The organism is Aliivibrio sp. 1S128, assembly GCF_001691065.1.
In the GTDB taxonomy this organism is placed as follows: Bacteria; Pseudomonadota; Gammaproteobacteria; order Enterobacterales; family Vibrionaceae; genus Aliivibrio.
In genome coordinates, this window is the sequence record NZ_MAJV01000106.1 from 145,842 (window position 1) to 159,985 (window position 14,144).

11 protein-coding genes are annotated in these 14,144 nt (G+C 37.4%); 6 read left to right on the plus strand and 5 right to left on the minus strand.

From position 1 onward, the window contains the following. A complete protein-coding gene (locus A6E03_RS14250; RefSeq protein ID WP_065601112.1) occupies positions 1–1,167 on the minus strand; it encodes an amino acid ABC transporter permease in 1,167 nt (388 codons plus the stop codon). A 99-nt stretch (positions 1,168–1,266) separates the two neighbouring features. Continuing rightward, positions 1,267–2,295, minus strand: coding sequence for an amino acid ABC transporter substrate-binding protein (locus tag A6E03_RS14255; protein WP_065601113.1), 1,029 nt, complete (start codon positions 2,293–2,295; stop codon positions 1,267–1,269). Between the two features lie 389 nt (positions 2,296–2,684). Here A6E03_RS14255 and A6E03_RS14260 point away from each other — a divergent pair, with 389 nt between their 5' ends. Together A6E03_RS14260 and A6E03_RS14265 are read left to right on the plus strand one after the other, a co-directional pair. Continuing rightward, positions 2,685–3,626 (plus strand): bifunctional precorrin-2 dehydrogenase/sirohydrochlorin ferrochelatase, encoded by a 942-nt coding sequence (locus A6E03_RS14260; RefSeq protein ID WP_065592496.1) that lies wholly within the window; start codon positions 2,685–2,687, stop codon positions 3,624–3,626. A gap of 9 nt (positions 3,627–3,635) precedes the next feature. Beyond that, positions 3,636–4,325 carry a UTRA domain-containing protein gene (locus A6E03_RS14265; protein WP_065601114.1) on the plus strand — a complete coding sequence of 230 codons (690 nt, stop codon included), beginning with the start codon at positions 3,636–3,638 and terminating at the stop codon, positions 4,323–4,325. 5 nt (positions 4,326–4,330) lie between these two features. Here A6E03_RS14265 and A6E03_RS14270 read toward each other — a convergent pair whose 3' ends face one another. From A6E03_RS14270 to A6E03_RS14280, 3 genes are all read right to left on the minus strand, one after another. Next, positions 4,331–4,519: a hypothetical protein gene (locus A6E03_RS14270; RefSeq protein WP_065592498.1), complete on the minus strand. Its 189-nt coding sequence runs from the start codon at positions 4,517–4,519 to the stop codon at positions 4,331–4,333. Positions 4,520–4,631: 112 nt separating this feature from the next. Then, positions 4,632–5,321 (minus strand): DUF2786 domain-containing protein, encoded by a 690-nt coding sequence (locus A6E03_RS14275; protein WP_065592499.1) that lies wholly within the window; start codon positions 5,319–5,321, stop codon positions 4,632–4,634. 81 nt (positions 5,322–5,402) lie between these two features. Next, the gene (locus A6E03_RS14280) at positions 5,403–6,092 is read right to left on the minus strand and encodes a DUF3334 family protein (RefSeq protein ID WP_176703488.1); all 690 of its coding nucleotides are present in this window, start codon (positions 6,090–6,092) and stop codon (positions 5,403–5,405) included. Positions 6,093–6,358: 266 nt separating this feature from the next. Between A6E03_RS14280 and A6E03_RS14285 the strand changes: the two genes are divergently transcribed. The 4 genes from A6E03_RS14285 (at position 6,359) to A6E03_RS14300 (ending at position 14,126) form a co-directional block, all read left to right on the plus strand. Next, positions 6,359–9,391: an FAD-binding and (Fe-S)-binding domain-containing protein gene (locus A6E03_RS14285; protein WP_065601115.1), complete on the plus strand. Its 3,033-nt coding sequence runs from the start codon at positions 6,359–6,361 to the stop codon at positions 9,389–9,391. Between the two features lie 151 nt (positions 9,392–9,542). Then, positions 9,543–11,135 (plus strand): hypothetical protein, encoded by a 1,593-nt coding sequence (locus tag A6E03_RS14290; RefSeq protein ID WP_065601116.1) that lies wholly within the window; start codon positions 9,543–9,545, stop codon positions 11,133–11,135. A gap of 131 nt (positions 11,136–11,266) precedes the next feature. Beyond that, positions 11,267–11,683: a CBS domain-containing protein gene (locus A6E03_RS14295; RefSeq protein ID WP_023603473.1), complete on the plus strand. Its 417-nt coding sequence runs from the start codon at positions 11,267–11,269 to the stop codon at positions 11,681–11,683. 139 nt (positions 11,684–11,822) lie between these two features. Further along, on the plus strand, positions 11,823–14,126 hold the full coding sequence (locus A6E03_RS14300; RefSeq protein ID WP_065601117.1) for a zinc/cadmium/mercury/lead-transporting ATPase: 2,304 nt from the start codon (positions 11,823–11,825) through the stop codon (positions 14,124–14,126). Positions 14,127–14,144: the final 18 nt, after the last annotated feature.

Genomic DNA, 14,144 nt, shown 5'->3' on the forward strand with positions numbered 1-14,144 from the left:
TTACCTCTCAACCAATGCGACTTTACTGTTATAGATATTCATCAAAAATGACGTTAATAAACTCAGGGTTAGGTAAACCGCCATTGTCATGGTAATGATTTCAATAGCTTGCCCTGTTTGGTTGAGCGTTGTGCCTGCAAAAACAGAAACGAGATCTGGATAACCAATGGCCATTGCTAATGAAGAGTTTTTAGTTAAGTTTAAATACTGGCTTGTTAGAGGAGGAATGATAATTCGCATTGCTTGTGGGATAACAACAAGCTTTAAGGTTTTATTTTTAGGTAAGCCTAAAGCCATTGCCGCTTCAGTTTGACCGTGGCTAACCGCATTAATACCAGAACGGACAATCTCAGCAATGAATGACGCGGTGTAAACACTTAATGCCACAACTAATGCAGCTAGTTCAGGGATAATGCTAATACCACCACGGAAGTTAAATCCTTTCAGTTCTGGATAATCGATAGAAACAGGCATTCCAGAAATAAAATAGGCGAGGGTCGGTAAACCGACTAGCAGTAAAACCGAATAGCGTAATACTGGTGTTTGTTGTCCTGTTAATGTTTGTTTGTTTTTAGCCCATCTTGATAGGGACATAATAAAGACAATCGCAAGCACAACGGCCATACCGATAAGGTTCGAACCTTCTTCAAAAATAGGACCAGGGAAGAATAACCCTCGAACATTTAAGAATACGCTTTCACCTAAGCTTAAACTTTGGCGAGGGGATGGAAGTGCTTGTAAAACAGCGAAATACCAAAAGAAAATTTGCAATAAAAGGGGGATATTTCGGAACGTTTCAATATATACCGCAGCACATCGGCTTACTAACCAATTACTTGATAAGCGCGCAATACCGACTGTAAATCCGAGTAGTGTTGCGAATAATATCCCTAGAACAGAGACCAGAGCAGTGTTTAAAAGCCCAACAACAAACGTGCGTCCATAAGTATGCGTTTCATCATATTCCACTAAAGATAAGCCGATACCAAACCCTGCTTCTTGATCTAAAAAGGCAAGACCAGTAGCGATACCGCGAGATTCTAAATTGGATAATGCATTATTAACTATGGAGTAAAAGAAAAAAACAAGTGCAGCAATGGCAAGCACCTGAAATAAAATTGCACGAAATGTTGGATTATAAAAGAGGTTTTTATTTTTAGATGACATACAACTACAACCTTAAATCCATTTATAAAAGGGGTGAAAAATCACCCCATAAAATTGTATTAGTTTCTATTTATTATTTGTCTCTATTTACCATAAGAATTAACGAATAGGTGCTGCGTACATGAAGCCGCCTGCGTTCCAAAGTGCATTTACACCACGAGAAATTTGCAGTGGTGAGCCTTTACCTACGGTACGCTCAAAGCTTTCGCCATAGTTACCTACTTGTTTCACTACTTGATAACCCCAGTCATCACGAATACCTAGGCCTTTGCCTTTTGGTCCATCAACACCAAGAATACGTTTGATATTTGGATCTTTAGATTTCAGCATTTGGTCTGCATTTTGAGAGTTGATGCCATATTCTTCGGCATTTATCATTGCATTTAGCACCCATTTATTGATATTAAACCATTGGTCATCACCTTGACGCACTACTGGTCCCAATGGTTCTTTTGAAATGATTTCTGGTAGAACCTGCGCTGTTTTAGGATCTTTAAGGTTTAAACGAAGCGCATAAAGACCAGATTGGTCAGTAGTAAGCGCATCACATCGACCAGCATCAAATCCTTTAGAGGTTTGTGCAGCAGTATCAAATACGACAGGTTTATATTCCATATCATTATTACGGAAGTAATCAGCAAGGTTCAATTCAGTGGTTGTTCCTGATTGAACACAAACAGACGCACCATCGAGTTCTTTAGCGCTAGTTAAGCCAAGCTCTTTTTTGACCATAAAGCCTTGACCATCGTAGTAATTTACACCAACAAAATTTAGACCAAGAGAAGTATCACGATGCAATGTCCACGTTGTATTACGTGATAGCACATCAATCTCACCTGATTGAAGTGCAGTAAAGCGCTCTTTTGCTGTGAGTGGAACATACTTAACTTTAGATTTATCACCTAATACAGCGGCAGCAACAGCTTGGCAGAATTCAACATCAATACCTTCCCATTCACCTTTTGAGTTAGGGTTTGAGAAGCCGGGAAGGCCGGTACTTACTCCACATTGAACATATCCATTCTTCATTACTTTATTGAGAGTACCTTCAGCCGCGACAGCTTGTGTAGACATAAGCAGTGCAGAGGCACTAAGAGCAGCGTAAAGAGCATTTGTTTTAAATTTCATCTGTGTTCTTCCTTATAATCCATTATTGAACTGGCGTATCACAATCTAATGTGTTGCGTTAGCCATTAGAGGGTACTTAATTGCTACTTTTATAAGCAGCTGTATTTAAACGATATACAATAGTTAATGATTTGTGAAATTAGCTAACAAATAAAATATAGGTAAATAGATCTGACTTATCCAGTATGGTTGGCGATAAAATCTAGTTTTTTTTTAAATAGCAGTGTTAATGATCTGGTCTGACGTTTAAAGTTGTTAATTAATTGTTAATTTGTATATTTTGTGAATATGTTAAGTCACATTTTATTTTTGACGCTTACCGCCACTACCTTAATGAATAGAAGCAAGGTATATTGTTGATACTAAATAAAAGACTCAGTGAGGATGTAATGAGATATTTTCCCATTTTTATGGATATTCAAAAGCGACCAGTTCTAGTGGTTGGTGGTGGGGAAGTTGCTTGTCGTAAAATCGATATGTTATTACAAGCAGATGCTGATATTACGGTTATCGCACCTTCGATAAAACCGTACTTATCTCGTTATGTTGAACAAGAGAAAATTACGTACCATAAAGGTTTCTATCATCATAGTTTACTTGATAATAAGTACGTGCAAGTATGGGCAACAACAGATAACTCAGAGTTAAATCACCAAGTATATAAAGATGCACATGGTGCAGGGATCTTAGTGAATGTTGTTGATGATACAGGGTATTGTGATTTTATTACGCCATCAATGGTTAATCGTGGTCGTGTTCAAGTTGCGATTTCAAGTGGTGGATCTTCACCCGTTTTAATCCGTATTATACGAGAACAATTAGAGACGCAGCTTTCAACTAAAATTGCGATGTTAGCTGACTTTGGTGCAGATAAAAGAAATGTGGTGAAAAAATATTTTTCAACTGTTGATGAACGTAGAAAGTTTTGGGAAATGTTTTTACGCTCTCCTGATATTGAAACGCTTACGACAAGAAATGAATTAGAACACTTATTCACTCGTTATTTGTCAAATGACATTAGTGTGAGATCTGAACGTAACTGGATTGAATACAATCAAGATACAGAGATGCTAACATTAAAATCATTACGTCTAATGCAACAAGCTGAATGGGTGATATATTTTAATGATTGTCCCTCTGAATTTGTTGAATTATGCCGTCGTGATGCTGAGCGAATTTCAATTAATTCGGAACAAGAAATTGCAGAGTATTTGCAACAAGCAGAAAAAGATCAGGTTCGAGTGACCATATTAATTAAAAAAGGCCACTTGGTATCAAATGCTCAATTACAAACTTATCTATCTAATGATATTTATGTAAAAACACTTTAAGGAAAGTGAATGCAATACTTGATCATAAAAAATGCGATTGCAGAGCAGATTGAAAATGGCATGTTAGAACCTGGACATAAATTACCCTCTGAGCGGGTACTTGCTGACGCTTTCTCAACAACGCGTATTACATTAAGAGAGGCGCTAAATTACCTAGCATTATCAGGAAAAGTCTATAAGGAAGAACGACGAGGTTGGTTTGTATCACAAGAGGCGCTAATTTTTAACCCTGCTCAAGAATTAGATATTTTGAAGGTATGTAAAAAATACAATCGAAGCTATAAAACAGAACTTATTGATTCAAAGCGTATACTAGCGCCGAAAATGGTGGCAGACACATTAAACCTACCTCCTTTTTCATATGTTGTTATGTATAGCCGATTGATCATCATTGAAGGAAGAAAAGTTGCGGTTCAATATCAATATTTGCCTGAAGCATTATTTCCATCACTCGCAACAATGGATAACGATATTGATGTTATTTCTCTTTTAAAAGAACAATACTTATTACATTGTCCGAGTTTACGTGTGAAGGTTGGGGTGTTTCCTGCAACAGAAGGTGAGTCGGCTGTATTAAATATTAGCTCTGGAAGTATGTTGATGGACATCCATCAATCTGCAATAAATAACAATAAAAAAGGGTATTTATTACAGGTTATTCGTTGTTGTCATGACGTAATCGAAATTGAAATTAAATAAAGGTTTCAGAAAGCACTGACCTGTTTAATTTGTTCAACCAATTCACTTTCAGTAAGAGGCTCTGAATTGAGGTTAAACTCAGCAGAAGATCCCCCTTTTAGCATATAAACAGTGGTGCCGCAGTGATCATAATGGTACCACTTTCCATCAATACAAACGTCGGTATAGCATTTAGGGTTTCTTAATAAAGTCATAAATCGCTCCTTGATACATTTTGATAACAAATTTAATGTATCGTGCAATAGTGGCTTTATAGTTGATCTAAATCAAACTGAGACTGACTTTACATTATTTGTTGCTGAATTGTTAACCTAAACGCTTCGGTGCTTGAGCCCCAGCTACTGGTCGATTTACAGAAAGAGTACGACCTTTCTTTAACCCTTTTTCATAATCAGCAGTAATATTGGCCATGGCTTCTCTTAATTGTTGTTTAAAAGTTTCACGGTCAATATTTTTAAATTCTTTATCAATGTAGTCATTAATTTTATTGGCTGATTCATCATCAGGCGCTATTACGGGCAGTTTTTCAAGAGCGCCTTCTATCCAACCGGCTAGAAATGAGTTTACACGCTTAGTGACTTCAAGTTGCCCAGTTCCTGATCCTGAAAAGCTGTTTTTAAATTGGCCTGTTTGTTCATTCATTTCACGATAAACAATATCAAAGGCAAATGCCGCAAAGATTGCGCGATCAGCTGAACCAATAAATTCAGTTTTTTTCAGTCCTTTGTGGTTTAGCAATACCGCCTCAACACCAAAACGGGTGTTAATACCACGAATAATCTTTAAGATATTACTGCCAACATTAGCAGGAAGAAGATGAGAACTTTGTGTTTTACCCATCTTGATAAATTCAATATCATCTTTCTCAAGGCCATACTTAAGCATAAGGCGATGCGCCATTCTAATGGCTTGAGCGGCTTCATTCACATTAGCGGAATTACCAAGTTCAAGACATTTAGCGATCTTTTTTAGAGCCTTTTGCTTTGCAGATGACATAGATTTACCTTACTTTTTACGGGGCAACTATTTTACCTGTCTCTCTCTTTATTTGAAAGAAAATTAAAGCTCTTGGATATATTAAATACCTAATTCATCAAACAGCGAGTCATCAGCGTCTTGGTATGAAGATTCTTTTAACGCTGATGCTTGAGAGTTACTTGTTTTATGTTGTTCAAATAGGTCATCGGCATCAAAATCTTCTTCTTGTTCAAATTCTTCAAGCTGAATGAATTCTGTTTTATCCATAGCAAGCTCAAGGTAGAAGATATTATTTTTTTCTGTAGTGAAAGTGACTCGACGTGCCTGTGGGCGGTCTAAATTGGTATCAACAGAAAGGATGACTTGTTTATTTAAAGCCAACATCTTAGGTTGGTTTTGAGAAATTGTGGTTTGTAATGTTTTACGGATTTGCCCTGTAAAATCACCAATAATTTGATTCATTAATTCACCCAATACATCACCAACTTCATCAGATGTATGCAAAATTGCCAATTCTTCTTCAGGGAACCCCATGTTACTCATGTATTTGGTGTATAGCTCTAATGCTGCGTCTTTAGTGAAATTTGTAACCACCAAGCCAGAGAAGCCGCCATCAAAAAGAACAAAGCAACCAAAATCTGGCTTTAAACTCGTTTTAGTGATTTTTTGTACCATAGCAGAATAGTTAACTGAACTTTGTGTCGCTTTACTTAATACGCCAGACATCGAACGGCATAGTATTAATAGAATATCGTCAGTAGTAATGATTTTTGTTTTGTTTTTTTTCATTGCTGGTTTCATAACTTTCTCTAAATAAATAAGGTGCGATGGTGATATAAATAAAAACCTAGCAAAATATATGCCATAGAATACGATACAGACTCTCAACTGCTTATCTTTATATTGGTATAAGCAATTTATTAATTAAGATATAAAATTGTGATTATTTGTCGGATATAGCATAGGCGAGATGTTTTATCCATGCGAGATGTTGTAAAGTGTGTCTAGAACAACATTATAATGCTGAGGATCAGCAATTAAAGGAGCAGGGAGCAATGTTACCAGTATTACCATTCCAATCGACTATCGATCCAACGGTAGTGGATTATCTAGATAAATTAAAAGAAAGTGAATTTAGTGGTGATATAGAAACGACCTATTCAAGTCGCCTAGCTGTTGCAACAGATAACAGTGTTTATCAACAATTGCCACAAGCGGTATTATTACCGAAAAATACGAAAGACGTAGAGTGTTTAGCGTTACTTGCAAATCAAGATACATATAAAACAGTCACCTTTTCACCTCGAGGCGGTGGCACTGGTACCAATGGACAATCTTTAACTAAAGGCATTGTTGTTGATTTATCTCGTTATATGAATCAAGTGCTTGAAATCAATATTGAGCAAGGTTGGGCTAGAGTTCAAACGGGTCTAATTAAAGATCAGCTTAATGATGCACTTCGCCCACATGGTTATTTCTTCTCTCCTGATTTGTCTACCAGTAATCGTGCAACCATTGGTGGGATGATAAACACAGATGCTTCAGGCCAAGGGTCGTTAAAATACGGTAAAACGTCTGATCATGTTTTAGCGGTTACCGCTGTCTTAGCGGATGGTTCATGTTTAGATACCAGTCTTCAATATGAGCTTCAGCCAGAATCTGTGCGTTCTATTTTAGATGTTACGGCTTCTGTTTGTCGTAGAAACCGTGTGAAAATTGAAGAAAAATTCCCACCATTAAATCGGTTTCTAACCGGATATGATTTAAAGAACGCATTAAATACAGAGACGGATCAGTTTGATGTCACTAGAGTATTATGTGGTTCTGAAGGGTCATTAGCTTTTCTTACTGAAGCCAAAGTCAATATTACTGCAATTCCAAAAGCCAGAACGTTAATTAATATTAAATACGACACGTTTGATGCCGCATTAAGAAATGCGCCATTTATGGTAGAGGCAAATGCACTCTCTGTAGAAACCATCGACTCAAGAGTGTTGAATTTTGCAAAGCAAGACATTGTTTGGCATAGCGTCAGTGATTTGATTACTGACGTAGCAAACAAAGAAATGCTAGGTTTAAATATGGTTGAGTTTGCAGGGACAGATCTCGACTTGGTTGATCAACAAGTCACGGATCTCATTACGCAACTGGAATCTTTAATGCAAGCTGAGCAGGCCGGTATTATTGGTTATCAAATCATTAAAGATGTGGCAAGTATTGGTCGTATTTATACCATGCGTAAAAAAGCCGTGGGATTATTAGGGGCAACAAAAGGGTCTGCAAAACCGGTTGCCTTTGCTGAAGATACTTGTGTACCCCCTGAAAATTTAGCAGACTTTATTCAAGAATTTAGACAATTGCTAGATTCACATCAATTAAATTATGGCATGTTTGGTCATGTCGATGCTGGTGTTTTACATGTTCGTCCAGCTTTAGATATGTGTGATCCTAAACAAGAATTGTTAATGCACACTATTTCAGATCAAGTCGTGGCTTTAGTTTCAAAGTATGGTGGCTTGATGTGGGGCGAGCATGGAAAAGGCTTCCGTTCTGAATATGGGCCTGCATTTTTTGGGGAAGAATTATTCCTTGAATTACGAAGAGTAAAGGGCGTATTTGACCCTCATAATAAAATGAATCCAGGTAAAATTTGTACGCCGTTAGATAGCAGTGATGAGCTTGTTAAAGTCAGTGATACAAAACGTGGATATTATGACCGACAAATTCCAATTGAAGTAAGAGATAGCTTTAATCAAGCGATGGAATGTAATGGGAATGGGCTTTGTTTTAATTATGAAACCAGTTCTCCGATGTGTCCGTCAATGAAAATAACGGCAGATCGTCGCCACTCTCCAAAAGGGCGAGCGGGTCTTGTTCGAGAATGGTTGCGTCAATTAGCAGAACAAGGTGTAGACCCTGTTGCGTTAGAACAAGAATTATTGACCAAGCGTCCATCAATAAAACAAATCATTGACCGAATTCGTAATCGTATAAACAAAGAAAAGGAATATGATTATTCGCATGAAGTGCATGACGCAATGATGGGATGTTTGGCTTGTAAAGCCTGTGCAAGTCAATGCCCAATAAAAGTAGATGTACCAAGTTTCCGATCTCGATTTTTAAATATTTATCACAGTCGTTATCAGCGCCCGATGAAAGATTACATGGTGGCTAATATTGAAACTATGCTTCCTATCATGGCCAAAGCACCTGGTATAATTAATGTCGTGCTTAGACAAGGTTTGACTCAAACCCTAACAAAGAAAACGTTAGGTTATGTCGATATGCCATTACTTTCGGTTCCAACATTAAAAGAACGGTGTAAAAATAAAGAAATTTCGACGTTTAATCTTGAAAAGATGACTACGCTTTCCGAAAATGAACGTAAGAAGCATGTATTGATTGTTCAAGATCCATTCACTAGTTATTATGATGCCGAAGTCGTGAGTGACTTTATTGAGTTGATCCAACGGTTAGGTTTAACACCAATATTATTGCCATTTAAGCCCAATGGTAAAGCTCAACATATTAAAGGATTTTTAAAGCAATTTTCGTCGACAGCAAAAACAACGAGTGAGTTTTTAAATCGAATTGCTGAATTAAAAATACCAATGGTTGGGGTGGATCCTGCTTTAGTTCTCTGTTATCGAGATGAATATGACGAGATATTGGCTGATAAACGAGGTGATTTTGTCGTATTGACGGTGCATGAATGGCTTTATCCTCAACTATCATCGTTTGCGAAGGCAACGGTATTTGATAAAAGAGCTTGGCAATTATTTGCCCATTGTACAGAAAAAACTAAATTACCAAATGCAGAAAAGGAATGGGGGGAAATTTTCCGTCATTTTGGACTGATACTAAAGACAGTTCCTGTTGGATGTTGTGGGATGGCTGGAACGTATGGCCATGAGGCAGATAAATTAGAATCATCAAAAGCGATTTATGAATTAAGTTGGAAAGGAAACTTAGCTAATTTGGACATGGAGCGTTCCTTGATAACAGGTTATTCATGCCGTAGTCAGGTTAAGCGATTTGAAGGAAAGCAATTAAAACATCCATTACAAGCGCTACTGACTAATATATAATGATCTAATGTCGCGTTACTTTTTGTAAAAATAACGCGACTTACCTGTAGTAACATAAATACAAATTGTTTTTAGTTTGTTAAATTAATACTGCATTTACTTTACGGGTTAGTATATTGTGTTTGTTGTTTTTACTAGAGTTATAATATAGATGAGTAGCGCTGAACTTATTAGACGCATTCCACAAATGAATGTTTTAGTTTTTACTGAAAAGAGAGAGCGTAGTACCCAGATCCGTCAGTTTTTTCAAAAAGCTGGATTTAAAAATGCGGATAGTTTTAATGTAAATCTGAAAGCATCAAATCTTTCTGTTTATGATTATTATTTTATTGAGTATCACTATGCTGATCATGAAGTGATTTCTGATATTGTTAATTGTGCACGCGAAAAAGCTAAATTTGGAAAGCGTCCTATTTTTATCGTTGATATTGATAACGATGATTCACCAGTTGATGATATCAATGCAAGAGAGCTTTTTCCTGATTTTATAGTAAATAGCCCAATCAACTTTGGTTATATTAATGAACTGATAAAAAAATCATTCAATCTTACGCTTTTAATTGAAAAATTGATCGGTGAAGTAAAAGGTTCTCAATCTGCATTTATCAAACGTGCTCAAACCTATCCAGGTACGTATAAAAATAGAATGCTACTTAATATGACTTTAGAAGAGTTATATAAGGCTAACGATTTTGTAACGTTCAAAAAAGTATATCAACGACACGATAAAAGTGAAATTATGCCTCAAAATTTGATGGCATATTGTCAAATTGTAGAAAAACCTAAAGCAATTCCTGTTCTTGAATTACTGCTGCGTTCAAAGAAATACTTATTCCAAGCAAATTTTATGTTAGCGGATATTTATGCAGAAGCAAAACAACCAAATAAAGTCCAATCATCGTTAGCAAGTGCGTATGAGAACAACCCAAAAAATGATGATGTTTTTTATGCATACTTAACGTTTATTGTTGAAAATAATAAATCAGCTTTACTGCATAATATGGTGATGAAGCGCTTTTATCATATTGGTATTAATTCAATAACATTAAATAAAATGGTTATTGATATTGCGGATATTGTTTACAAATCAAAAGTTACGTTTAATAAAGAGCAATATCGACGTTTTTTTGGTCAATTGGTCATGACCTTGAAAAAACGTATATCAATGGATAAACGTGATGAGCTACAGGGATATATTAATATTTTTATCGCTCGTCAATTATTTAAACAAGGAAAGCGTTATAAAGCAAAAGCAATTGCTGCAACGTGCTATTACCGTTTTCTATCTGAGCGTAAAGTCGCTTCTGATGAATTTCGTGTTGCCACTTTTGGTGTGCTAGCAATGGCGGGCGAAATAAAGTTGTGTGTCACACTGTATAAAATGTTTGATCAAGCTGGGCTTAAAAAAACGGCCCCTCAGTTATTGCAGCAATCGATGGCCCATTTTCAAAAGTTGAATAAAGTATACCAATGGTTAAGAGCTCAAAAGTCTGCTGATGAAAATAATCTACAATTGATAAAAATCGGTCAAACGTACCCATATTCTTCTGATCTTAATTACATGCTATTAACGCTAACATTAAGAGGGAAGAACTTGATGAAAGACCCAGAAAATATTAAACAATGTTTAGTTGTAATACGTCGAATGGAAAAAACGAATAACACCGCAGGTTACGAAAATGTAATGTCATCTGTAGAGCAAAATAAGAAAATACTCATTGATGTATTGTTAGGTAGCTCATGATTTTATCTGTTTTTTTTCTTAATAGGTTTTATCCATCACAGAGATAGGAAAGAGTGATTTAGCTTTTTTCTAAAAATAGTCCACACTTAAGTTATCAAAATAAAAGATAGCGATTGCTAGGGGTATACATGATGGAAAATAAAAAAGTAAAACAATACATGAGCGCACGCCCACTTTCTTTGACAGCGGATATGTCATTATCAGCAGCGTTAGACCAATTTATTACTTCACAACATATTGGCGGCCCAGTTGTTAATGAACAAAGAGAAGTGATTGGGTTTATTTCAGAACAAGATTTAATAAAGTCACTGCTTGGTGTGAGTTACCATTGCCAAGATACGCACGTAGTAGGTGATGTAATGAGACAAGATGTCTTAACGGTAACGCCAGAAGATAATATTATCGAGCTTGCACAAAGTATGACAGCGGATAAGCCTAAAATTTACCCTGTTGTGGATGGTGGTAAATTGGTCGGCATTATTACTCGACGTAATGTTCTTCAGGCTATCAGTGAATCAATTGGTCATTGCTTTAAACATCCTGTTTAAGCGGTTTGATTATCTTCCTTTTAAAAAGGCACTTCGGTGCCTTTTTTACGTCTGCATAATTTAGTTCTTGACCTTGGAGTTAACTCTAAGGTCTATAGTTAAAGTAGATAAACAAATTACCTAACGAAAGGATATTCTCATGTGTACAGCCCATAAAACCACCCATAGCCAAGATCATAAGCATAATCCATCAAGCTCATGCTGTGCTGCACCAAAAATTACAGCGATAAAGGCAGAAAGCGCGGTTGCTGATTGCTGTAGCAGCTTTGATAAAGCAACAGATGCGGACTCGTGCTGTGGTAGTGATCCTGGAGAATCAGACCCCTTAGTTGTCATTCCAGCAACAAGTACTTTTTCTCGCAGTTGGCTGATTGCTGACATGGATTGCCCAAGTTGTGCTGCTAAATTAAAAAAAGCGATTATTGCCATTCCAGAAGTGACGGACGCTAACGTTATCTTTGCAACAGAGAAACTGACGGTAAGAGCCAATAACGAAGCGGCGTTTGAGCGAGTGATTAGTGTCGCGAAAACCACGGGTTTTCCATTATCTGATATGGGGTCAAAAAACGCATCAGAAAGTGATGCACAACCATTTTGGCGTAAAAATATTTTATTGATCATCCTTGTTGCCTTTTTAGTCATTGCGACAGGTATTAATTTAGTTAACAAAGAACTCGGGACCATTGCATTTACGGTTGCTGGTTTATTTGGCCTTATTCCAATTGGTAAAAAAGCGATTCGTTTAGCTATCAATGGCTCTCCATTTTCGATAGAAACGTTAATGACAGTTGCCGCTATTGGTGCTGTGTATTTAGGTGAAACGGTTGAAGCCGTCATGGTTATCTTATTGTTTATGTTAGGTGAACAATTAGAAGGCTATGCGTCAGCGAAAGCTCGTAGTGGCGTGAAAGCGTTAATGGACTTAGTGCCAGATACAGCACTACGCATCAATAAAGATGGCACTAAAGAAGAGGTTTCGGCTTCCGATCTGAAAGTAGGAGACAGAGTTCAAGTTTCTCCTGGTGATCGTTTAGCTGCCGATGCAATATTAGCGTCAGAGTTTGCTTCTTTTGATGAAAGCGCCTTAACGGGAGAGTCTGTTCCTGTTGATAAAAAGACAGGTGATGTATTAATGGCAGGGTCGATTGTTAATGACCGTGTGATTGAAATCGAGATAACGTCAGCTCAAGGTGAAAACGCGATTGATCGTATCTTACATTTGATTGAAGAAGCGGAATCCCGTAAAGCACCGTTAGAGCGTTTTCTTGATAAATTCAGCCGTTGGTACACACCAGCAATGATGTTGATGTCATTACTGGTTATCATTATTCCACCATTGATGTTTGGTCAATCATGGGACACGTGGATTTACCGTGGTTTAGCTATGCTACTGATCGCTTGTCCTTGTGCGTTAGTGATATCAACACCAGCAGCGATTACTTCTGGTTTAGCTACAGCGGCAAAACGCGGAGCTTTGATTAAAGGGGGCGCTGCATTAGAAGAGCTTGGTCATATTCAAAACATCGCATTTGATAAGACGGGGACGCTAACCCAAGGTAAGCCAGTATTAACTGATATTCGTGTTTTAGTGGAAGCTGAAACCGAAGAAAGTATTTTATTGCAATCAGCCGCGGTTGAAATGGGTTCATCGCATCCTTTAGCAAGAGCCGTAGTAATAAAAGCGCAAGAACAAGGATTAACCGTTATTGAAGCCGATGACCGTGAAACAGTGGTCGGCAAAGGTATTAAGGGTATCGTTAATAACCAACGTATTGAATTGTATGCACCGCAGCAGTTTGATGGTGAGGTTATCCTTGAAATTGAGAGCCAAATTGCCTTTCTAGAGCAGCAGGGTAAAACGGTTGTATTAGTCCTTATTAATGAGCAGATCTCAGGGTTACTTGCGTGGCGTGATGAACTGCGTCCAGATGCAAAAATAGCCATTGAGAAGTTAGTTAAATTAGGTATAAAACCAATCATGCTTACTGGCGATAACGAACGCGCAGCAAAAGCGATTGCTGAAGAGCTGAATATTGACTATAAAGCGGGTTTATTGCCATCAGACAAAGTGAAATACGTTGAGCAGTTAACTGCGCAGGCAAAAACGGCAATGGTCGGTGATGGTATTAATGATGCGCCAGCAATGAAGACCGCTTCTATTGGTATTGCGATGGGTGGAGGAACCGATGTTGCTCTTGAAACTGCAGATGCGGCATTAACCCATAACCGTTTAGAAGAACTTGCACCAATGGTGGCGCTATCAAAAGCAACGCTAAGTAATATTCGCCAGAACATTACGCTAGCGCTAGGATTAAAATCCATATTCTTAGTGACAAGCTTGTTTGGTATTACCGGCTTATGGGTTGCAGTTCTTGCTGACAGTGGTGCAACAGCACTTGTTACCTTGAATGCACTGCGTCTATTGCGCTTTAAAGAAAAATAAACGTACGATACCGTAAAA

What these genes read in the sequence shown, in the direction of transcription:
- A6E03_RS14250 (WP_065601112.1), bottom strand. Translation starts at nt 1,167, where the DNA reads ATGTCATCTAAAAATAAAAACCTCTTTTATAATCCAACATTTCGTGCA.
- A6E03_RS14255 (WP_065601113.1), bottom strand. Translation starts at nt 2,295, where the DNA reads ATGAAATTTAAAACAAATGCTCTTTACGCTGCTCTTAGTGCCTCTGCA.
- A6E03_RS14260 (WP_065592496.1), top strand. Translation starts at nt 2,685, where the DNA reads ATGAGATATTTTCCCATTTTTATGGATATTCAAAAGCGACCAGTTCTA.
- A6E03_RS14265 (WP_065601114.1), top strand. Translation starts at nt 3,636, where the DNA reads ATGCAATACTTGATCATAAAAAATGCGATTGCAGAGCAGATTGAAAAT.
- A6E03_RS14270 (WP_065592498.1), bottom strand. Translation starts at nt 4,519, where the DNA reads ATGACTTTATTAAGAAACCCTAAATGCTATACCGACGTTTGTATTGAT.
- A6E03_RS14275 (WP_065592499.1), bottom strand. Translation starts at nt 5,321, where the DNA reads ATGTCATCTGCAAAGCAAAAGGCTCTAAAAAAGATCGCTAAATGTCTT.
- A6E03_RS14280 (WP_176703488.1), bottom strand. Translation starts at nt 6,092, where the DNA reads ATGAAAAAAAACAAAACAAAAATCATTACTACTGACGATATTCTATTA.
- A6E03_RS14285 (WP_065601115.1), top strand. Translation starts at nt 6,359, where the DNA reads ATGTTACCAGTATTACCATTCCAATCGACTATCGATCCAACGGTAGTG.
- A6E03_RS14290 (WP_065601116.1), top strand. Translation starts at nt 9,543, where the DNA reads ATGAGTAGCGCTGAACTTATTAGACGCATTCCACAAATGAATGTTTTA.
- A6E03_RS14295 (WP_023603473.1), top strand. Translation starts at nt 11,267, where the DNA reads ATGGAAAATAAAAAAGTAAAACAATACATGAGCGCACGCCCACTTTCT.
- A6E03_RS14300 (WP_065601117.1), top strand. Translation starts at nt 11,823, where the DNA reads ATGTGTACAGCCCATAAAACCACCCATAGCCAAGATCATAAGCATAAT.